The sequence below is a fragment of the Fontivita pretiosa genome (genome assembly GCF_050410795.1).
Classification (GTDB): Bacteria; Planctomycetota; Phycisphaerae; order Tepidisphaerales; family Tepidisphaeraceae; genus Fontivita; species Fontivita pretiosa.
Window position 1 is genome coordinate 3,694,537 of record NZ_CP191258.1, and the last position, 19,714, is coordinate 3,714,250.

A 19,714-nucleotide genomic window follows, 5' to 3' on the forward strand; every position below is an offset into this window, starting at 1 on the left:
GCGCAGTGCCTGTGCCAGAAAGAAAACGACCGGAATCAGGGTTGGCTGATTCCGGTCGTCTTGCTTGCCTGCGCTGTGCCGCCCGGCGGCTTAAGCGCTGCCGGTGGTATCGAGCTTGTCCTGGGACTTTTCCTGGGGCTCCTGGCTGGGACGCGGCTCGGGCCGGGTCCGCAGAACGCCCTCCTCCATGAGCTTGCGGATCTTGGCCAGGGCCTTGTTCTGGATCTGGCGGACACGCTCCTTGGTCACACCGATGATCTTGCCGACCTCTTCCAGCGTCAGGGGCTGTTCCTCCTCCTGCTGCCAGTTAAATCGGCGACGGATCACGGTCTGCTCGGTGTCGCTCAGATCCGCCAGGTTGCGATCGACGATCTGCTTGAGCTCGTCGATGCACTCTTCCTCGACGATGTCGCGCTTCTTGTCGATCCAGTCGCTCTTCTCCAAGTCGGGTTCGAACTCGACCGGGAACCGAGTACGGTGCCGGCTGTGCTTCATCGCGGTGCGCGAGAAAGCCTTGAGGATAGCGCGGCACGCGTAGGTGCTGAACTTGAAGCCGCGATCGACGTTGAACTTGTCCACCGCCCGCAGCAGCGCCATGTTGCCTTCCGAGACGATCTCCGCGAAGTCCACGTCGCCCAGGCGCGTGCGCTTGGCCATGGCCAGCACCAGCGCCAGGTTGGTGCGCACGAGGTACTCGCGGTAGTGCTCGTAGCGGCGGTGCCACTCGATGACCTGCTCGGCCAGTTCCTTGGTCAGGCCTTCACGCTTGACCTTTCGCTGGAGCTGGCAGAGCCGCATCTTGGCGTAGTTGAAGCGGTAGAACATCAACCGCTCTTCCTCAGGCTTCATGAGCTGAGGCGCGCCGACCATGGCCTGGTCCTCGAACGCGTCGTCCCGCGTGGGCTGGTACCAACTGACCAGCGGCAGGGCGCGCTCGGCGTCCTCCGTGAACAGCTCCGCCTCGATGTTCTTGCGACGGAACAGCGGGCTGTCCATGTAGGCGTAGTTCTCGGCCAGGATCGCCTCGGCGCGCTCGCGCAGATGGCGCGGCACCGGGCTGCGTCGGGCCGAAGCCTGGGTCTTTTTATTCTGATTGGCGAGTAAGGCAGCGGCCACTTCTGGCCTCCTTCGTGCGCTGCGTGCGCTGACTGATTCCACTTTCCGCGTCGTCACCTACAATACAAAGACCAACCAAGCTCAATGGGAGCTTATTCGGTCTTTGCTGGAACTATTGTACAGATATTGAGTCGTTCCAGCGATACATACGTTGCCAACCGCCGCGCGGTTCGCAACGTAACTGCCGCATAAAAGGATATTTAGATGCTCCTTTCAGCATTCGCCTCAGGTGTCCCGGGCACTGGACACCTGTGCTGCCAACGGTTATCGGTCATCCATGCATAAGAAAACGCTGTGCCTGGGCGGAAGTTTCAACCCGATCCACCTGGGGCACCTTATTTGTGCCCGGGCGGTGGCCGAAGCCAGGGGCTTTGCCCGGGTGATGCTCATCCCCTGCGGCCAGCCGCCTCACAAGCCCCGGGCCGCCGACCTGGCCAGCCCGACGCATCGTCTGCAAATGTGCCGACTTGCGATCCAGACCTCTAACTCAACGGATAGTCGCCGGGCACAGGTTCAATTCGACATCTCCGAGATCGAAATTGCTCGCCGGGGACCGAGCTATACCATCGACACCGTCCGCCAGCTCCGCAGCCAGGGCTGGACACAGGTCCACTGGCTCATCGGTGCCGACATGCTCAACTACCTGCCAAAATGGCGGGAACCTGCCGCCTTGATACGCGAGGCCAGCCTGCTGATCATGGCCCGGCCCGGCGTTCCCATCGACTGGAACGCCCTGCCGGGGGAATTCGCTTCTTTGAAAGACAACGTTGTCGTCGCCCCGTTGATTGAAATCAGTTCCACGCAGATCCGCTGGCGGGTCCGCGCCGGGCTGAGCATCGAGTATCTGACGCCGCCGGCTGTAGTTCGTTACATCCACACTCACAGGCTTTACCTGAGTTAAAGCCGCCGCCAACAGGGACACCGGTGCCCGCCGACGATGATTTCGGGATCATCCTCGCCGACCAGACCGTACGACACCCGCGGCGCGGCGGGTGCGGGTGCCTGGTGCTGGTGATTCTTGGCCTGATCGCGCTGCTGTGGGTGCTGGGCAGGTAGCCGCAAAAACCACGAGCCGCCGGTGATGGCCGGGCGATTCAGCCCGGGGTGCAGGCGGATCGGATCAGTGCCCCAGCCACGCGGCCAGCAGGTCGATGGCGCTTTGCAGGTCCCGCTTGTGCACCGACTCGGTGACGGTGTGGATGTAGCGCGTCGGGATGGACAGGGTGATGGTGGGCACGCCGCCGCGACTGCGCTGCATCGCCGCCGCGTCCGTCCCGCCGCGGGGCAGGATGCTGAGCTGGTAGGGGATCTTGTGCTTTTTGGCGACGGCTTCGAATTCGTCGATGAGCCAGCGGGTGGAGATGGTCGCCGAGTCCATGATCGTCAGCGCCACGCCGTCGCCCTGTTTGCTGACGCGTTCTTCATCGGGCACGCCGGGGGTATCGACCGCCAGGGTGGTGTCGATGGCGATGGCCAGGTCGGGCTGCTCGGCATAGGCTGCCGGCCCGGCGCCGCGCAGGCCCACTTCCTCCTGCACCGTCGCCGCCAGGACAAGCTCGTACCTGGGATTCCTGCACTTTTTGATCGCCTCGATGGCGACAAACGCCGCCACGCGATTGTCCAGACACTTGCCACTGACGCACTGCCCGATTTCGCTGAACTCCTGCACCAAGGTCACCGGATCACCGATGCGAACCTTTTTCTTCACCTCTTCCGGCGGCAGGCACAGGTCGATCAGCAGGTCGCTGATCTCGGGAATCTTTTTCTTGTCCTCCTCCCGGGCGATGTGCACGGGCCGGCCGGCAGGATTCATCAGGCCCAGCAGGTCCTCACCGCTGCTGGCCCGGATCATCACCCGCCGGGCGTGAAGGTTCTTGGTGTCGAATCCTCCGGCGTTCTGGATCCGCACGAACCCCTTGTCGTCGATATGGCGAACGTAGAAGCCGATCTCATCGATATGGCAGGCCAGCAACACCCGCCTGGCCTTCTTTGCTTTGCACTTCCGGGTTGCGATCAGGTTGCCCATCGGATCGGTCTTGATCGAGTCGAACAGGCCCTTCATGTGCTTTTGAAGGATCTGGCGGACGCGTTCTTCGCGCCCCGGCACGCCGGGAGCTTCCGACAAGGTCTTGAGGAATGCGATGTTCATGCTGCGGTGAGGATACTGACTCGGCGGGCGTGAGCCAAACGGACACCGCCCTGCAAAAAAGTGGATCACACAGAACAGGTGTTGGCGGTTTACCCGCGAGCGCTGGCCACCTGCCGCAGCGCCTCGTAAAGCACGATGCCGGCGGCGGTGGCGAGGTTGAGGCAGCGTTCGCCGGGGGATTGAGGAATGCGGATGACCTGGTTGGGGTAGGCGTCCAGGATCGCCTGGTCGATGCCACGGGTCTCGGAGCCGAAGATGAGCCAGTCACCATCACGGAAGTCGGCCTGCCACAGCGATCGTTGCCCGCCCGAGGAGCACAGCCATAGCCGCCCGCCCTTGATGTAATTGAAGAACGCGGCCGTGTCGTCATGGACCGTGAGCTTGAGCCTCGGCCAGTAGTCCATGGCGCTGCGGCGAAGCTGTCGATCGGAGAGGACAAAGCCCAGGGGGCGGACCAGATGCAGTTCTGTGCCGCTGGCGACGCAGAGCCTGGCGATGTTGCCGGTATTGGGCGCGATCTGCGGCTGAAGCAGCGCGATCCTGAGGCAATGAGGCGGCAAGGTGGGTTCGCGAAGGGTCATGGCAGTCAGAGCTTGCCGCGCGACTCACGGCCCGGCGGCGTCCGCGGCCACCAGCTTGCCCGATGGGTCGGCCTGAACCATCTGCCGCGAATCCGGGCAATAGGCGGTGAGCCTGCCATCGGGAAGCAGCGCCGCGGCGGTGTCCAGCAGCACCAGCTTCTCCAGCACGATCGGAACGCGGCTATCGACATAATCGGTGTAAGTTGGGACCGGGGTATGTCCGAAGTAGCCGGTTTTTGTCCACAAGGGGGTTCGTCGAAGATCGGCATCGACGTATCGGCCCCAGAGAATCTCGTGTCGAAGGGAGGGCATGGGCAGGCGGGCGGGAGCCAGCAGCTCGGCAGGCGTGTGCCGCTGCTTCAGTGGCCACTTGCCGTGGATCACGAACAGATCCGGGTCCTCGATGTAGACTGGCAGGCTGCGGATGAACTGCCGATGCGCTTCGGGGAAGCAGTCGATCAGCCGGTTGAGCGAATCGGCTGTGCGCTGCATGATCACACGGGCGATGATATCCCGGCTCACGCCGTAGCTGGTCAGCGTCTCGAAAAGCCCGTGTTCGAGGAACCATTGGAAGGCCAGAAACCGGTCCCCGGTGGAGGCATTCTCGGCATAGCACACGCCGTGCAAGACCTGATCGAGCACGTCGTCGTGGTTGCCGCGAATGAACCTGGCGTTTTGCAGCCCCAGGAGCAATTCGATGACGCCGCGGGAGTCCGGCCCGCGGTTGACGTAGTCGCCGACGAAATAAAACACCGGCTGCGGGTCGATCCGCGACACCTCCCGCAGGATGGTCTCCAGTGGCCGCAGCATCCCGTGAATATCTCCAACGATCCATCGCATCGGCGCCTATGGTAGCATGCCGGGGGTGAATGCCGAGGATCCGGGAAGGAGCGTTACATGACCAGCAGGCTTTCCGACGCCGACATCGCCGCCGCCCTTGGGCAACTGTCCGGCTGGCAGCGGGTCGCAGACCAGATCGTCAAGACCTTCAGCTTCAGGAACTATTACGAGACGATGGCGTTTGTGAACGCCGTCGCCTGGATCGCCCATCGCCTGGATCACCACCCCGACCTGGAGGTTGGGTACAACAGCGTCAAGGTCCGATACACGACGCATTCCGCTGGCGGGATCAGCCAGAAGGACTTGGACAGCGCCGCCAGGATCGAGCAGTTGATGTAGGGCGGGCGGCGGGACACCCTCGTTGGACTGTTGTTCTGGGCCGAGGCTTGTGTGCCTCGGGAATCCGGGCACCTGCGTTTGTGGATCGCAGTCTCCGCATTTCTTGACACCCCTTGCCATCCCCGTTAGAAACCCAAGACCCTATGTCCCTGTCGATTCTGCTCCTTGCGCAGACGCAGCTTGCACCCACAGCATCGCCGCAGGCGGGTGTCGGGCGAATGCAGGGGATGATCTTTGAATGGCTGGGGGTGAATGTGACCCCGGTCACGACCCTGGTCTACAGCACGGTGCTGGTGGCGGCGGTGTTTCTGCCGGCCATCATGCTCTTCGCCATGTTCGCGATCTGGTGGGAGCGCAAAGTCGCCGGGCACATGCAATCGCGACTTGGGCCGAATCGGGTCGGGCCAATTGGTTTGCTCCAGTCGCTGGCGGACGGAATCAAGCTGATCACCAAGGAAGACCTCACGCCGCGCGACGCCGATCGCCTGCTGTTCAAGCTGGCCCCGTACCTGGCGTTTACGCCGGTCTTTGCGGCGTTTTTGGCGCTGCCGTTCGGGCCGGACATGACTTTCGAGCCGCGACTGGCGGTCGGATTGTTCTGGATTCTGGCCATCCTGGCGCTGGAGATCATGGGGGTGATCCTGGCCGGCTGGGCCAGCAACAACAAGTGGTCCGTCTATGGCGCCATGCGAGAAGCCTGCCAGATGGTCTCCTACGAGATCCCGCTGGGGATTTCGATCATTGTCGGGGTGATGGCGGCCGGAACGCTGAACCTGGTGCAGCTCGGATACGAGCAGGGCGGCGGCATCCACACCTGGCTGATCTTCAAGAATCCCTTCGCCTTCGCGGCGTTCTTCACCTACTTCATCGCGAGCCTGGCGTCGAACAAGCGGGCGCCGTTCGACCTTCCCGAATCGGAATCGGAGCTGGTCGCCGGATTCCACACCGAGTACAGCGGGCTGCGATTCGCGATGTTCTTCTTCGCTGAATACGCGGCGATGTTCGTCGTCGGCGGCATCCAGACGGCGCTGTTCCTGGGCGGATGGAACGATCCGTTCGGACTTGTCGGCTATTACCATCACCAGCTCGTGCAAAGCGAAAACGGACTGGGGCTGCTTCTGGTCAACCTGATCGCGGTGGGCATCTTCGTGACCAAGGCGATCGCGATTGTGTTCGTGCAGATGTGGCTGCGATGGACGCTGCCGCGACCACGGATCGACCAGGTGCTCTACGCCTGTGTCAAGGTGCTGCTGCCGATCACGTGCGTGCTGCTTCTGGGCGCGGCGATGTGGCAACTGTTCGTGCCGGAGATGCCGGGGATTCCGTGGGTCGATTACAGCCCGTGGAACTTCGGCCAGTGGGCGCGTATCGGGGCGACGCCGGCGCTGGTCACCCAGGCGATTCTGTCGCTGGTGGGGATCGGCCTGCTTACCGCGATCGTAACGTGGGTCATCTACGCGGCGATCAGCGGGCGGCGGATCAAGCAGCGTCTGACCGATCCGGCCCCGATCGAAGAGGAAACCCCCGCCGGCGCCGAAGCGGCGGAAGCGTGAGGAGATCGAACCACCGATCAACGCAGATGAACACAGACAGGTGCTGAATCACCTGACTCCGAACAAGGTGAGCACGACCGGGACGGTCGTGACACCATGCACCCATCCGTGTTCATCGGTGTTCATCCGTGGTTCCGAACCGACAATGGACGCAGTCCTGTTTTACATGTTCGCGTTGATGTCGGGGGTATCGGCGATCGCGGTGGTCGTCTCGCGGAACATCGTCCGCACCGCCGTGGCGCTGCTGTTCACGCTGGTAGGTGTCGGCGGGCTGTACTTCCTGCTGCATGCCGAGTTCCTGGCGGCGGTGCAGCTCGTGGTCTACGCCGGCGGAACGCTGATCCTGATCGTTTTCGGCGTGATGCTGACCAGCAAAAGCCCGTTCAGCCGTTACGAGCCGAAGCTGGCGGAGGTCGTGATCGCCATCTCGCTGGGGCTGGTGATGCTCACGGCGCTGGTGGCCGCCATCCTCCGTGCGGATTTCCGCCGGTCCGGACAGCTCGCCGAGTCGATGGCCTACCCCGTGGACAAGCTCGGGCAGGCGCTGCTCGGTGATTTTCTGATTCCCTTTGAGCTGGCCAGCGTCCTGCTGCTGGTGGTGATGATCGGCGCGGCGTACCTGGCCAAGGCACGGAGGAAGGATTGAACCACGGTTGAACGCGGATCGGCAGACCGCAGAACTCAGGTTCTGAATCTGTGTCCAACTGTGTTCATCTGTGGCTCCAGAAGGTGTTTCGAATGGCGATGAACATTGGTCTTCAGCATTACCTGATCCTGGCGGCGGTGCTGCTGGTCTGCGGGGTGCTCACGATCCTGACCAAGCGCAACGCCATTGGGATCCTCATGGGCGTGGAGCTGGTGCTCAACGCCGCCAACGTGAACCTGGTGGCGTTCAACTACTACACCTGGTCGGGCACGGCCGCATCGCCGCTGCTCAGCGGGCAGGTGTTCGCGATCTTCGTGATCGTGCTGGCGGCGGCGGAGGCGGCGATCGCGCTGGCGATCTTCCTCAACTTCTACAACAACTTCACGACGATCGATGTGGAACGGGCTCAGAATCTGAAAGGATAGAAGGATAGCTGGCAGCAGGCGGCAGGCAGTGAGCTTCTACTGCCCGCAGCCCGCGGCCCGCTGACGATTGCGACATGGACATCCCACTGCCAGCCTGGTTGCTCATTACCGCGACGCTGCTGCCGCTGGCGGCGTTCGTCATCCTCGTCTTCTGGGGCAAGAAGATGGGCAACCCGTTCGCGGGTTACCTGGCCAGCACCTTCATCGCCGTCAGCTTCATTTGCAGCCTGGCGGCGATGATCCTGTGGGTTGGCCGGCCCGACGATTCAACCTGGGGATTTGAAAAGGGACCGATCAACAGCACCTTCGGCTGGATACCCGTGGGGACCTGGCCGGGACAGCGCCATCCGGGCTTCCTGGACCTCGGCGTGTACGTGGACAGCCTCACCGTCATCATGTTCAACATGGTGACGCTGGTCTCGACGCTGATCTTCGTCTTCAGCATCGGCTACATGCGCGAGGATAAGCGCTATCCCCGCTTCTTCACCTACCTGAGCCTCTTTGACTTCTCGATGCTGGGGCTGGTGCTGGGCGGAACCGTGCTTCAACTTTTTATCTTCTGGGAACTGGTCGGGCTGTGCTCGTACCTGCTGATCGGCTTCTGGTACGAAAAGAAAAGCGCCAGCAACGCCGCAATCAAGGCGTTCGTCACCAACCGCGTCGGCGATTTCGGATTCCTCATCGGCTTCGGGATCCTGTTCTATCACCTGGGCAACATGACGCTGCCGGACATGTGGATCCAGCTTGGCGCCGCAGGCGGCGGGCAGGCGATCAAGCTCAGTACCGGCGCGGTGTTCAGTTCAACCCTGCTGACGGTCATGGGCATCGGACTGTTCTTCGGCGCCGTCGGCAAGAGCGCGCAGTTCCCGCTGCACGTGTGGCTGCCCGACGCCATGGAAGGCCCCACACCCGTCAGCGCGCTGATCCACGCCGCCACCATGGTCGCGGCTGGCGTCTATCTCGTCGGGCGAATCTTTCCCGTGCTCACTCCCGACGCCAAGCTGTTCATCGCGATCATCGGCTGCATCACCCTGACGATGGCCGCGCTGATCGCCGTCGTGCAGAGCGACATCAAGAAGGTCCTGGCGTACAGCACGCTCTCGCAGCTTGGGTACATGATCCTGGCGATGGGGGTCGGCTCGTGGGTGGGTGGGCTGTTCCACCTGATCACGCATGCGTTTTTCAAGGCGCTGCTGTTCCTGGGCTCGGGCAGCGTGATTCACGCGGCGCACCACGAGCAGGAACTGCCGCAGTATGGCGGGCTGATGCGCAAGATCCCGATTACCGCGGTGACGTTCGCGATCGCGGTGCTGGCGATTGCGGGGTTTGGCATCGCGGGCGTCGGATTCGCCGGGTACTACAGCAAGGACATGATCCTGGCGCACGCCGCGGCCTTCGGATTCGCCGCCGATCACAGCGGCAAATCCGGTTGGTACTGGGCGCTGTTCATCCTGCCGGTAGGCATCGCGTTCGTCACGCCGTTCTACATGACGCGCTGCTGGATGCTGACGTTCTGGGGCAAGCCGCGCAATCCGCACATTTACGAGCATGCCCACGAGCTGCCGGTCATGTGGGTTCCGTTGGCGGTGCTGGCGCTGCTGAGCGTGATCGGCGGAGGCTTCCTGGGGGTCAAGCAGTACTTGAACGCATCGATCGTGGAATCGACCGCATATTGCCGGGCGGTGGATCGGGAGTTCAACGGCTTTGCAACCGCCTGGCCGTCGGATCCGCCCGGGCATCGGGCGGCGGACGCCGAAGGCCCCGAGCCGGCGCACGCCGCGGCCCTGACGCCGTCGCAGCAATGGCATCTGGAGGGCGAACACCGGATGCACACGGCGCTGGCGGGGGGTTTCGCGTGGCTGATCGGCATCGCCGCCGGTTTCTTCATGTACATGAACGGCTATGCCGTGGCCGACCGATTGATGAAGCTCGCCCCGCTGCGGTGGGTCCACACGTGGCTGTATCGGCGGATGTACTTCGACGAGCTGTACTTCAGCGTGTTTGTGGCGCTGACGCTGGCGGCGAGCAAGCTCAGCGCGGCGTTTGACAAATACGTCGTAGACGGAATCGTGAATCTGGCTGGGTGGCTGGTGAAGCAGGCGGCCGTGGCGGTTGGATTGCACGACAAGTACGTGATCGACGGGGCGGTCAACGGAGTGGCGGCGCTGTCGCAGGAACTGGGCGCCGTTGTCCGCGCGCCACAGACCGGCAGAATTCGCGTGTATGTCACGATCCTGATGGCCGCCGTCAGCCTCGGCCTGGCCGGAGCGATTATCGTGGTGCTGTCGAGATGAGAAGAATAGGAACCACAGATGCGCGCGGATGAGCACGGATGTTCCGGCTCGCGTCACGACCGTCTCGGTCGTGCCCGGGCCATTCGCACGGGCCGGCCGCCCGTGACACGCACAAGGCTTCAGCGTTCATCTGCGTTTATCCGTGGTTACAGGATATGGAATTCTTGAACAACTGGCTGTTAACGATCCTGATCTTCCTGCCGTCGGTAGGCGCGATCGCGGTCCTGATCGTCAAAGGCCGTGACGCGGTGCGCTGGACGGCGCTGGGCACCTGCATCGCCACCTTCGTTCTATCTCTGCTGTTGCTGGCGACGTTCGACTGGCACAAGGGCAGTGGCTACGGATATCTCCAGCCCGACGGCACCGGCGGCGTGGTGCAACTGGTCCAGCGGGCGCCGTGGATCCGCGCGTTCAACATCGAATACCTGGTCGGCATCGACGGACTGAGCTTCCCGCTGGTTCTGCTCAGCACCTTCGTCTGTCTGCTCTCCTGCATCGCCTCCTGGAACATCGAAAAGATGTACAAGGGGTACTTCGCCCTGTTCCTGTTCCTTGAGACTGGCATTCTGGGCGTGTTCCTGGCACTGGATTTCTTCCTGTTCTACGTGTTCTTCGAGGTCTCGCTGCTGCCGATGTACTTCCTGATCGGCATCTGGGGCGGGCCGCGGAAAGAATACGCCGCCATCAAGTTCTTCCTGTACACGCTGGTCGGCTCGATCGGATTGCTCATCGTGCTGATCGGCACGTATCTGTACAGCCGCCAGATCGTGCCGGGAGGAACGTTCGACCTGATCAAGCTCGCCGGGCCGGAGTTTCAGCACTCGCTGCTGGGGATCGTCTCGCCGAAGACGGCGTCGATCTTCTTCTTTTTGCTGATGTTCGGGTTTCTGATCAAGGTTCCGGCGGTGCCGCTGCACACGTGGTTGCCCGACGCTCACGTTGAAGCGCCGACGCCGATCAGCATGATCCTGGCGGCGATTCTGCTGAAGATGGGAGGATACGGCATCTTCCGCGTGGCCTACCCGCTGTATCCCGAGGCGGCCAAGGGGATGTGGCTGTTCTTCGCGGTCATCGGGGTCATCAGCATCATCTACGGCGCGCTTTGCGCGATGAGCCAGAGCGATTTTAAGAAGCTGGTGGCGTACTCCAGCGTCTCGCACATGGGTTTTGTGACGCTGGGAGCGGCGATGATGACCACCGCGTCGGTCAACGGCGCGCTGTTCATGATGGTCGCACACGGCATCACCAGCGCGGCGCTGTTCTTCATCGTCGGCGTGATTTACGAGCGGGCGCATCACCGCGAGATCAGCCGCTTCGGCGGCATCGCCACGACCATGCCCGTGTACACCGGGCTGGCCAATGTCGCGTTCTTCGCCAACCTCGGCCTGCCGGGGCTGTGCGGGTTCATCGGCGAGGTGATGGTCCTGCTCGGCTCTTTCGGCGCTGCACGGGAAGATTCGATCCTGATGCAGAGCGGGCTGGCGTCGCAGACGCAGATTTACACGCTGGCGGTGATCGCCTGCTTCGGCGTGGTGCTGACCGCCGGCTACATGCTCTGGACGATCCAGCGGGTGTATCTGGGTCCGGAGAAGCCGGAGTACAAGGACTTTCCCGAAGTTGACGCCCGTGAGATCACGGTGCTGGCGCCGCTGGCGGCGATGGCGATCCTGCTGGGGATTCTGCCAACAGCCTTTGTGTTCGTGTTCACCGATCGAACGGTGGCGGCGCTGTTCGGATTGTTCGGGTTGTCTGTGTAGGTGTTGCAGATGAGCCTGCTGGCCGTATCTGGATCAGAATCGAGCGGCGAGCAAACTCGCCGGCTGCACAGCAACGCATGATTGACAAACCTTTCATCCCCGCCTGGAGCGAACTGCGGCCCTTCGCGCCGGAGCTGTGGCTCATCGGCGCGATCATCGCGGTGCTGCTGACGCCGTTTTTCACGCCGCGAAAAAGCAACTGGCCGTGCGCGGTGGTGACGCTGCTGGGGCTTGTGCTGGCGCTGATCGCGGCGCTGGTCGTCGGCGTGGATCAGGGGGTCGTCGGCGAGCATTTCCGCGGGCTGCTCGTCGCCGACCACATGGCCGTGCTCTGGAAGATCATGCTCCTGATCTTCGCCATCGGCATCCTGATCATGTGGTTCAGCACCACCGCACCCAGCATGCACGAAGGGGACGGGCCGGAGTTTTTCACCCTGCTGCTGGGCGCGACGCTGGGCATGTCGCTGATGGCCAGCACCAGCAACCTGCTGATGATCTTCATGGCGGTGGAATTGGCGTCGCTGCCGAGCTACGTGCTGGCCGGGTTCCGCAAGACCCATCGCGTCGGGGCGGAAGCCTCGCTGAAATACGTGCTTTTCGGGGCGGCCACCAGCGCGGTGATGGTCTACGGACTGTCCGTGCTCTACGGCCTGTACGGCACGCTTCAGGTCGATGAGCTCGCCGCGGCGATGACGCGGGCCAGCGTTTCGCCGGCGATGCTCTCGGTGGCGGTGTTCGGGCTGATCGTGGGCATCGGTTTCAAGATCTCCGCCGTGCCTTTCCACTTCTGGTGTCCCGATGTGTTCGAGGGGGCCGGCATTGACGTCGCCGCGTTCCTGTCGGTGGCGTCCAAGGGCGCCGGCCTGCTGCTGCTGCTGCGCGTGCTGACGATCATTGCAGACGCCGCGGGCTACCAGAACGCCCCGGGCATCTCCCTGAGCGCGATCGCGATCGTCGTCGGGGTGCTCGGATCCATCACCGCGACGGTCGGTAACACCGCCGCATTCGTGCAGAACAACATCAAGCGTCTGCTGGCGTACAGCTCGATCGCCCACGCGGGGTACATGCTGTGCGCCCTGTCGCTGCTGGTGCACAACCGCAGCACGCCCGCCGAACTGCCCGGCGCCACCGCACAGGCAATCCTGCTGTATCTGGCCGTGTACCTGTTCATGAACCTGGGCGCGTTCACTGTGGCCGGGCTGATCTGGCGCGAGACAGGATCGGAGAACATCGAGGACTACGACGATTTGGGTCGGCGAAGCCCGCTGCTGGCGGCGTGCATGACGGCGTTCATGTTCAGCCTGGTCGGCCTGCCGCCTTTTGCCGGCTTCGTCGCCAAGCTCAATCTCATGTATGTCCTGGGCGCCAACAGCGGCTGGTGGTGGGCACTGGTGGCGGTGATCGGATTGAACACCGTCTTCAGCCTCTACTACTATGCGCGAGTGGTGCGCGTGATGTATCTGGTGCCCAGCGACAAGCCGCCGCTCGTGCCCAACCCACTTGGGCTGGGAATGGCGACGCTGTGCGCGGTGATGTTGATTCTCATGCTCATCGGCTACAGCCCGCTGGGCAGAATCACCAGCGAGTACGGGAAGATTTACACGGGTGGCGGAAGCTCGCCTGCCGCGACAGCGGCGCTCAGATGAACCAATGGTCAGGCCCCATGACCAATGCGTGATGCAACATCGATGACTCAATGGGCACCTGGCGTTGCGCATGCGGCTTGGGCACATGACTGGTCATTGGGACTTGAGAATTGGTCACTGCCGTTATCGCCATGCTACACTCCACCTCCATGCCAGCAGCACCGGCCGCGGTGATTGACACCCTGAACAGTCTGCTCGAGGCCGAGCTCAACAGCGTCTTTCGCTTCCTGACCGAAGGCTCTCCTTACATGTCGCGGGCGACAGCGGAGCTGCGTGCGCCGCTGAATCAGATGGTTCAGGCCAACCAGCGACGCGCCCGCGATCTGGCCGCGCTGATCGAGCGCCTGGGCGGGGTTCCGGTGCCGCCATCGATTCAGCCGGAGGAACAGTACCTTGCGTTCCTGACGCTCAAGTTCCTGCTGCCCAAGCTTGTCGATGCCAAGCGACTGATGATTCAGCGTTACGAAAACGCGCTGCGTGCGATTCGTGACATTGCCCCACCCGAGGTGATTGACCTGCTGCGTGCCCACATCGCCGAGGATCAGCAGCACCTGAAGATTCTCGAAAAAGCTGCCGCCGACCTTATGGCCAGGAAGTAGCGTGCCAGACAACTATGGGGCCGGTCCGACTACAGGCCGCGCCCGGCGCTGAAGGCCACCTTCACGCTCACGGCGATCTCGTGTTTGCGATCTTCATATTTCCGGGGATCCTCAACCTCGAACTCCAGCCGCACTATCGGCCACAGCACCTCTTGTACTTCTTTCCGCTGCCGCACGGGCAGGGGTCGTTGCGTCCGACTTTCGGTGTGTCGCGGCGGATGGTCTGCGGCTGTGCAGGCGCCTGTGCGGCGGCGGCGGGGGGCGGCGAAAGCTCGCTGTCGTGCTCGTCGTCCCAGCTCAGCGAAGCCTCGGTTGGCGTCGCGGCAAACGGCGGCCGGGTGCTCGAGGCCGATGCCGGCATCGGCCCCAGCGCATCCCATTTGGGCACCGGCCTGCCAACCATCTTGAACAGGGCGGTCACGTCGTCCTGAAGATTCGGCAAAAACGGCTGCCACTGGCGGCTGATGACCATCTGTTCGAGCATGTTCAATGCCCGCGGCTCGCTCGCCGCCAGCTCGCACAGTGCCGCCGCCAGGCTCGTCCGAACCGCAGGGTCGTTTTCCGCGGCGAGCAACTCGATGGCGGCCGATTCTGACTGGGGCAACTTGATACGTCCGAAGAGCTCGGCGGCGTGAAGCTTCAGTCGCGGCGGGCAGGCGCTGTGTCGCTGCCGGATGAGCTGCACCGCCTCGGCGCTGCCGATGTTCACCAGCGCGTCAATCGCCGCCTCGATGAGACCATCGACGTGCTGGTCGGAGTTGAGCTTGTCGGCAATGAGCCGAACCGACGGGCGGTGTCGCATTCGACCCAGAAGCCGGACCGCGTACACCGTTGTCCTGTCGGCGACCTGCGGATCGCTGAGCAGCGCGATCGCCCAGCCGGCCGATTCCGGGCTGCGCGCCAGCGCCTCGATGAGCCTGTCGGACAGCAGCGGGTCGTCGCGGTTGCGGTCTGCCGGCTGGTGTCCCGCCTCCATCAACATCTCCCACAGCCGGGCAGATGGCACCTGCGCCAGCTCGAAGCGATGTTGCAGATGCCCGCGAAGCTCGGGCGACAGTGTCTGGCAGCCCTCGATCAGGTCGCGGAAGCGAAGCAGCAGGCCGTAATGCAGCCTGGCCAGCACCTGTTCCAGGGCATGCCGACGGTCGGCGTTGGCATCGCTGTGCAGGGCCGCGACGGTGCGCTGAAGCGAACCGTGCGTCTGCGGCAGGTTCGCAAGGGCAAAGTAGAACTCGTGCCGCTCGCCTTGGCCGAAGCGATCGATGGCGGCCCAGAGGTCGTCGGCGGTGGCGGGCGTGGGGTCGCTGGCGCGGCAGAGGTATCGCGTTGCCAGCCGGCGCACGTGTCCGTCGGCATGCTGTAGAAACGGGATGACCTTTGCGGGCAGAAGCATGGCCTGCTCCCATCAACTGCCTTGTCGTTGGCTATTTTCAAGCCATGTTCCGCGCCGGTCCGATAAACCGCAAGAGGATGAGCGGATGATCGACCGGCTGATCGAGGCTCTGGTGCAGACCGAGAACGCCGCCGCCGACCAGGTGCTGCTGGAGGCGCTGCGGCTGGGAGAGGAGCCGGAGAAGCTTGCGGCGCTGGATGGGCTGATCCGGCGAGACTCGGTCAGTGCGCTGTGCGCCGTTGTGGGGCTGTACGAGCAACTGCCCGCGGCGGTGCAGCAGCAGATCCTCAATCAGATCCGGCATTTTCACCCCGCCGTGCGCCAGTGCGGACGCAGCGATGATCATGACCTGCGACGCGCGGCGATGAAGCTGATCGCCCTGGCCCGGCAAGCCAAACTCGCCTATGTCCTGTCCGAAAACCTGCATGACACCGACGAAGAACTGAGCAAGCCGGCCACCGAGGCGATGGTGGCGCTGGCCCGGTGGATTTCGACTGAGACGCGCCGCCTCCAGCAGAATTGCGCGTTCGGCGATCGGGGTTCGGGGACCGAGCCTGCCGCTTCGGATGCGAACCCTGCCACCGCGGCACACGCCGCACTCTCAACCGATCAGCTTGAATCCTATCTGGCGGTAATGGAAGCCAGGCCGGAGATCGAGGCGGCCGTGGCGCGGGCGATGGACGTGCACCGCGGCAGGCAGACTCAGGAACTGTTGCGCGCGGCGCTGCTGCTGTGCGACTGGCCGGGCAGCAGAACGCTGGCGATTCTCCAGACCAGCAAGCACGGGGGACAGTCGGCAATGGTCCGGCGGCTCCAGCAGCCTCCAGCCAGCGAGCACGTGGAGGCCTTTCTTCTGGGCGCGACGCACGGCGGGCTGCGATCGCACTTCGGGGTGGTCTTTTCGCATATCGAGGAAGCTCCGGTTCTGGATGCGCTGCTGCGACGAACGCACTGGCTGCGGGATCACCAGCTTCAGATCTGCATGCATCAGGTGACCCGTGGGGTGTGGTGGGGCCAGCAGGAGCTGAAGCGCGACATCGATCGACGACCCAGCCAGGACGCGGTCAGGATCGGCGAGTGGATCGCGGCGTCGGGAATGCACGACACGATGCAGGACCAGTTGCTGGAGATTCTGCGCGAGCATGCCCGGGACGACTTTGCCTCGCGGCTGCGGCTGCTGAGGATCGCCGCCAGACGCAAACGCGGAGGGTCGGTGCTTCTGCTGCGAAGCTTCCTGCACGATACGGACGAACGCCTGGTACGCATGGCCGCCAGGGAGATCATCCGTCGCCGCCCGCTGGACTATGAGAACATGCTGCTTCAGTTGATGACCGGCGCGGCGGCGTCGGTTCGTCGGGTAATCAGCCGGGCCATCGGGCATGAGGGATTCGACCAGTTCTGGCAGCGGTTTGACCAGATGGACAAGCCGACCAGGCGGCAGGCGGGCCGCGCGATGCTCAAGCTTCTTCCCGATGCGGTGCAGCGGCTGAGCCGACGTCTGGCGGGCGGAACCGTCGAGCAGCGGGTCAAGGCGATGCAGATCGTGCACGAGCTGGGCATCGCCCCGGCGCTGCGGCAGGTGATCCTGCCGCTGTGCAGCCATCCCAACCCGCGCGTACGCTCCAAGGCGATCCTGCTGATCGGCCAGACCTCGCTGATCGCGACGGACGCAGCCGCGGCTTCGGACCAGGCCGCCAGCGGGCAGGTGCTGCTGGACAAGGTCCTGCATGATGCCGACCCGCGCGTCCGTGCCAATGCCATCGAAGTTCTGGAGGCCAGGGGATCACCGGAATACGTGGCGCTGCTCACGCAGCGTGCGCGCTCCAGCCATAACCGCGAGCGCGCCAACGCGATCAAGGCGCTGCACAAGCTGCGGGTTGGCACCGCCAGCGCCCAGTTGCTGGCCATGCTGCGCGACGATCGCCCCGAGCACCGTATCTCGGCACTGTGGGTGCTGCGCCAGATCGGCTGGTGGCAACTGCTCAATGAGGTCGGACGACTGGCCAAGGCCGACGGAAACCTGCGCGTCCGCCGCTATGCGCTGGGGGTGCTGCGCAATGTCGCCGACTTGATTCAGAACAGCAAGGGAAAGGTCGGATGACAGTCAGGCAAGCTCACAGCCAGATCAAGGGCCCGAAGACAGGTCAAGCCGCACAGGGCCGAAGTTGCCGCGGCTCGATTCTGCGCCGTGTCCTGGTCCCTCTGCTGCTGTTTGTGCCTGCGTCCTTGTGCCATTCCGCCCCGACGCAGGAAGAGATCTTCCGAAGCATCAACAAGAGCGTGGGGGAGACGGTGGATCCGGGCAAGTTCCTGGCTGCGCTGTTTGTGATCGCGGGGCTGATCGTCGTGGTGGCACTGATCAGCCAGCGGCGAAAACGCGTCATCACGCCGCGGGTGTTGAACCACCCGGGCAAGCTGCTGAAGGAAGTTTCACGTCGTGTGGGCCTGAAGCCGGCGGAGCTGCGAAATCTGCGCGCGCTGGCCGAGGCGGACGAGCAGGTCAGCGATCCCCTGACGCTGCTGCTGTGCCCGTCACTGCTGGAAGCCGCGGTGAAGCGGAATGCTCAAGTGGTGGACCGCCGGGTGATCGCCGGCCTGCTGCGCAGGCTCAGAAGCTGATCAGGCCGCGTCGTCTACCTCTTGGCCTGTTCGTAGTATCCCACCAAATACAGGAATCGGTTCTGGTTCAGAATCGGGATGCGGTACGTGCGCGCCTTGGCGCTGATATCCTGATACGCATCGTACTCCGCGACAGCGCGTTCGTAGTTGGCCTGGGCGATCGGGTCCGGCTCGGTCGGGCGGTCGGGAACCACCGGCTCCTTGCCCAGCACGACAAAGTCCGTGTCCACGTTGATTTCGCCGACAATGTTTCCGCCCCACTGGGTGATCAGTCGTTTGATCACTTCCGCGTCCTGCGACGTGGCTACGCCATTCTGGTCCAGGTCGAAGTTTCCGTGGACCAGGAAGTTGTACTTGGTGTTGCGATCGTACACGAGGTTGACGATCAGGTCGCCTTCGGACAGCGCAGCGCCCGGAGCGCGGCGGGTGATGCGGCATTCGCTGCTGGTCGGGCCAACACGAATCACTTCCAGCGACGCCTTGCCTTGCGGCAGGTTTTCCTCAGTGGTCGGATCGCCGGGCGGGGGAACACCCTCGACCTTGTCGAACACTTCGAACGTCAAACCGGGCGTGATCTGATCTCCCAGCCCCAAGTCGATGAACGCCACATCGTTTCCGGGCAGGCGGACGATGCGGCCGTCGGGCTGACGGGTAACCGCCTTGCTGGGATCCACCCGGATCTGGTTGAGCCGTTCCAGCACGCGGTCCAGCTCTGTCTGGAGCTTCCTGGCCTGCGCGTTCAGGTCCGAGTTCCGGGCGTTCAGGGCGTTGATCTGTTCCTGTGCGGCTTCGAGCTGCTTTCGCAAGTCTGCGGCGGCGGTCTGGAAACTCTGGCTCTGGGTCTGAGTGATCCGCTGCAGTTCCTGAAGCGCCGCGTCCTTTTCGGCACGAATCTGCTCGACGTTCTTCTGAAGCGCGGCGATCTGGGCCTGCGTGGCTTCGGTGTTCTGCTTGAGCTGAGCCCGGGCTTCCTCCAAAGCGGCGCGGTTGTTTTCGGCCTCGGTCTTGCGGGCATTGACCTCGACGACCAGGGCCTCGATGGTGTCCTTGAGGCTGTCGCCGGCGGGCTTGGCGCCGGCCTGACGCGCCTGGGCGACGACATTGGCGGCGGCGGCGACCGCGGCGGCGCTGTCCTCCGAGCCACTGATGAGCTTGGCCAGCCGGTCACGCTGCGCCAGCGCCACGTCCAGCAGCTTCATCGACGGGTTCAAGCCCTGGGTCTCGTCGCTGCGGGCGGCCTTCAGAGCCTCGATCTCCTCGCGATTGAAGTCCGCCGGAGCAAGAATGTCCTCATATCGCTGCGTGATGGTCGCCAGACGCTTGTTGGCGCTGTCGGCATCGACGTAGAAGTAGATCGCCAGCACCGTCGTGAGCACGGCGATGATGGACATGGCCACGAGCCAGCCGACCATGGCGGCGCGCGAGCCTTGTGTACCGGGACTAATAGGGGGCATGACAGACCTCCGAAACAGGCTGTAGCAACCGGGTGAGCATCACGATTTCGGAAGGAGCGACAAGGCCAGTCGACGATTCCGCCGCCGCGGTGGTCGTTGCCGCTGCTTGACCGCGGCGCAACTGTACCGGCGGCGGGCGTGGACGGTCAAGAAAACGGGGGACTTGCGATAGGCGATCCCGCCGCCGCGCGGGGGTCAGCGCGGTGGACTGGGGCCATCCGGCATGGTCTGACTTTTACCCCGAGCTGGCGTTGCTCGTCTCTGCTGTTTGCCAAATCCAAAACCGATTGTGGAAAACCTGTT

18 protein-coding genes are annotated in these 19,714 nt (G+C 63.5%); 12 read left to right on the plus strand and 6 right to left on the minus strand.

All coding sequences use genetic code 11. The annotated features are described in order from the left end of the window. Positions 1 to 90 precede the first annotated feature (90 nt). Complete coding sequence (locus tag ACQS5P_RS14910; protein WP_428937412.1) at positions 91 to 1,116, minus strand: sigma-70 family RNA polymerase sigma factor; 1,026 nt, start codon at positions 1,114 to 1,116, stop codon at positions 91 to 93. 277 nt (positions 1,117 to 1,393) lie between these two features. Here ACQS5P_RS14910 and nadD point away from each other — a divergent pair, with 277 nt between their 5' ends. Next, positions 1,394 to 2,017, plus strand: coding sequence for a nicotinate-nucleotide adenylyltransferase (gene nadD / locus ACQS5P_RS14915; protein ID WP_428937413.1), 624 nt, complete (start codon positions 1,394 to 1,396; stop codon positions 2,015 to 2,017). A gap of 23 nt (positions 2,018 to 2,040) precedes the next feature. Continuing rightward, the gene (locus ACQS5P_RS14920) at positions 2,041 to 2,172 is read left to right on the plus strand and encodes a hypothetical protein (protein ID WP_428937414.1); all 132 of its coding nucleotides are present in this window, start codon (positions 2,041 to 2,043) and stop codon (positions 2,170 to 2,172) included. Positions 2,173 to 2,236: 64 nt separating this feature from the next. Here ACQS5P_RS14920 and ACQS5P_RS14925 read toward each other — a convergent pair whose 3' ends face one another. From ACQS5P_RS14925 to ACQS5P_RS14935, 3 genes are all read right to left on the minus strand, one after another. After that, positions 2,237 to 3,265 carry a M42 family metallopeptidase gene (locus tag ACQS5P_RS14925; protein WP_428937415.1) on the minus strand — a complete coding sequence of 343 codons (1,029 nt, stop codon included), beginning with the start codon at positions 3,263 to 3,265 and terminating at the stop codon, positions 2,237 to 2,239. 89 nt (positions 3,266 to 3,354) lie between these two features. Beyond that, positions 3,355 to 3,846 carry a tRNA (cytidine(34)-2'-O)-methyltransferase gene (locus tag ACQS5P_RS14930; protein WP_428937416.1) on the minus strand — a complete coding sequence of 164 codons (492 nt, stop codon included), beginning with the start codon at positions 3,844 to 3,846 and terminating at the stop codon, positions 3,355 to 3,357. Between the two features lie 24 nt (positions 3,847 to 3,870). After that, on the minus strand, positions 3,871 to 4,686 hold the full coding sequence (locus tag ACQS5P_RS14935; protein ID WP_428937417.1) for a metallophosphoesterase: 816 nt from the start codon (positions 4,684 to 4,686) through the stop codon (positions 3,871 to 3,873). A gap of 57 nt (positions 4,687 to 4,743) precedes the next feature. Here ACQS5P_RS14935 and ACQS5P_RS14940 point away from each other — a divergent pair, with 57 nt between their 5' ends. The 8 genes from ACQS5P_RS14940 to ACQS5P_RS14975 all read left to right on the plus strand — a co-directional run bounded on the left by ACQS5P_RS14940 (position 4,744) and on the right by ACQS5P_RS14975 (position 13,945). Beyond that, positions 4,744 to 5,025, plus strand: coding sequence for a 4a-hydroxytetrahydrobiopterin dehydratase (locus ACQS5P_RS14940; RefSeq protein ID WP_428937418.1), 282 nt, complete (start codon positions 4,744 to 4,746; stop codon positions 5,023 to 5,025). 143 nt (positions 5,026 to 5,168) lie between these two features. Beyond that, entirely contained in the window at positions 5,169 to 6,578 is a 1,410-nt protein-coding gene (nuoH, locus tag ACQS5P_RS14945) for an NADH-quinone oxidoreductase subunit NuoH (RefSeq protein ID WP_428937419.1), read from the plus strand. A 145-nt stretch (positions 6,579 to 6,723) separates the two neighbouring features. Further along, positions 6,724 to 7,224 carry an NADH-quinone oxidoreductase subunit J family protein gene (locus ACQS5P_RS14950; RefSeq protein ID WP_428937420.1) on the plus strand — a complete coding sequence of 167 codons (501 nt, stop codon included), beginning with the start codon at positions 6,724 to 6,726 and terminating at the stop codon, positions 7,222 to 7,224. A gap of 98 nt (positions 7,225 to 7,322) precedes the next feature. Then, positions 7,323 to 7,649, plus strand: coding sequence for an NADH-quinone oxidoreductase subunit NuoK (gene nuoK, locus ACQS5P_RS14955; RefSeq protein WP_428941031.1), 327 nt, complete (start codon positions 7,323 to 7,325; stop codon positions 7,647 to 7,649). A 74-nt stretch (positions 7,650 to 7,723) separates the two neighbouring features. Next, positions 7,724 to 9,943, plus strand: a complete 2,220-nt coding sequence (gene nuoL, locus ACQS5P_RS14960; protein WP_428937421.1) for an NADH-quinone oxidoreductase subunit L — start codon at positions 7,724 to 7,726, stop codon at positions 9,941 to 9,943. A 155-nt stretch (positions 9,944 to 10,098) separates the two neighbouring features. Further along, positions 10,099 to 11,700, plus strand: coding sequence for a complex I subunit 4 family protein (locus ACQS5P_RS14965; RefSeq protein ID WP_428937422.1), 1,602 nt, complete (start codon positions 10,099 to 10,101; stop codon positions 11,698 to 11,700). A gap of 77 nt (positions 11,701 to 11,777) precedes the next feature. Continuing rightward, on the plus strand, positions 11,778 to 13,346 hold the full coding sequence (locus ACQS5P_RS14970) for an NADH-quinone oxidoreductase subunit N (RefSeq protein ID WP_428937423.1): 1,569 nt from the start codon (positions 11,778 to 11,780) through the stop codon (positions 13,344 to 13,346). 149 nt (positions 13,347 to 13,495) lie between these two features. Then, on the plus strand, positions 13,496 to 13,945 hold the full coding sequence (locus tag ACQS5P_RS14975; RefSeq protein ID WP_428937424.1) for a hypothetical protein: 450 nt from the start codon (positions 13,496 to 13,498) through the stop codon (positions 13,943 to 13,945). Positions 13,946 to 14,078: 133 nt separating this feature from the next. On the opposite strand, the gene ACQS5P_RS14980 is transcribed toward ACQS5P_RS14975, so the two are convergent. Further along, a complete protein-coding gene (locus ACQS5P_RS14980; protein WP_428937425.1) occupies positions 14,079 to 15,338 on the minus strand; it encodes an SEC-C metal-binding domain-containing protein in 1,260 nt (419 codons plus the stop codon). Positions 15,339 to 15,423: 85 nt separating this feature from the next. Here ACQS5P_RS14980 and ACQS5P_RS14985 point away from each other — a divergent pair, with 85 nt between their 5' ends. Beyond that, entirely contained in the window at positions 15,424 to 17,439 is a 2,016-nt protein-coding gene (locus ACQS5P_RS14985) for a HEAT repeat domain-containing protein (RefSeq protein ID WP_428937426.1), read from the plus strand. 125 nt (positions 17,440 to 17,564) lie between these two features. Further along, positions 17,565 to 17,957, plus strand: a complete 393-nt coding sequence (locus tag ACQS5P_RS14990; protein WP_428937427.1) for a hypothetical protein — start codon at positions 17,565 to 17,567, stop codon at positions 17,955 to 17,957. A 14-nt stretch (positions 17,958 to 17,971) separates the two neighbouring features. Here the strand turns inward: ACQS5P_RS14990 and ACQS5P_RS14995 are convergent, their stop codons facing one another. Continuing rightward, positions 17,972 to 19,411: a hypothetical protein gene (locus ACQS5P_RS14995; RefSeq protein WP_428937428.1), complete on the minus strand. Its 1,440-nt coding sequence runs from the start codon at positions 19,409 to 19,411 to the stop codon at positions 17,972 to 17,974. Between the last annotated feature and the right edge of the window lie 303 nt (positions 19,412 to 19,714).

Excerpts from the sequence above, each read along its gene's own strand:
- ACQS5P_RS14965 (WP_428937422.1), top strand. The coding sequence starts at position 10,099 with ATGGAATTCTTGAACAACTGGCTGTTAACGATCCTGATCTTCCTGCCG.
- ACQS5P_RS14975 (WP_428937424.1), top strand. The coding sequence starts at position 13,496 with ATGCCAGCAGCACCGGCCGCGGTGATTGACACCCTGAACAGTCTGCTC.
- nuoL (WP_428937421.1), top strand. The coding sequence starts at position 7,724 with ATGGACATCCCACTGCCAGCCTGGTTGCTCATTACCGCGACGCTGCTG.
- ACQS5P_RS14925 (WP_428937415.1), bottom strand. The coding sequence starts at position 3,265 with ATGAACATCGCATTCCTCAAGACCTTGTCGGAAGCTCCCGGCGTGCCG.
- ACQS5P_RS14950 (WP_428937420.1), top strand. The coding sequence starts at position 6,724 with ATGGACGCAGTCCTGTTTTACATGTTCGCGTTGATGTCGGGGGTATCG.
- ACQS5P_RS14985 (WP_428937426.1), top strand. The coding sequence starts at position 15,424 with ATGATCGACCGGCTGATCGAGGCTCTGGTGCAGACCGAGAACGCCGCC.
- nuoH (WP_428937419.1), top strand. The coding sequence starts at position 5,169 with ATGTCCCTGTCGATTCTGCTCCTTGCGCAGACGCAGCTTGCACCCACA.
- ACQS5P_RS14940 (WP_428937418.1), top strand. The coding sequence starts at position 4,744 with ATGACCAGCAGGCTTTCCGACGCCGACATCGCCGCCGCCCTTGGGCAA.
- nadD (WP_428937413.1), top strand. The coding sequence starts at position 1,394 with ATGCATAAGAAAACGCTGTGCCTGGGCGGAAGTTTCAACCCGATCCAC.
- ACQS5P_RS14930 (WP_428937416.1), bottom strand. The coding sequence starts at position 3,846 with ATGACCCTTCGCGAACCCACCTTGCCGCCTCATTGCCTCAGGATCGCG.
- ACQS5P_RS14935 (WP_428937417.1), bottom strand. The coding sequence starts at position 4,686 with ATGCGATGGATCGTTGGAGATATTCACGGGATGCTGCGGCCACTGGAG.
- ACQS5P_RS14995 (WP_428937428.1), bottom strand. The coding sequence starts at position 19,411 with ATGCCCCCTATTAGTCCCGGTACACAAGGCTCGCGCGCCGCCATGGTC.
- ACQS5P_RS14980 (WP_428937425.1), bottom strand. The coding sequence starts at position 15,338 with ATGCTTCTGCCCGCAAAGGTCATCCCGTTTCTACAGCATGCCGACGGA.
- ACQS5P_RS14970 (WP_428937423.1), top strand. The coding sequence starts at position 11,778 with ATGATTGACAAACCTTTCATCCCCGCCTGGAGCGAACTGCGGCCCTTC.
- nuoK (WP_428941031.1), top strand. The coding sequence starts at position 7,323 with ATGAACATTGGTCTTCAGCATTACCTGATCCTGGCGGCGGTGCTGCTG.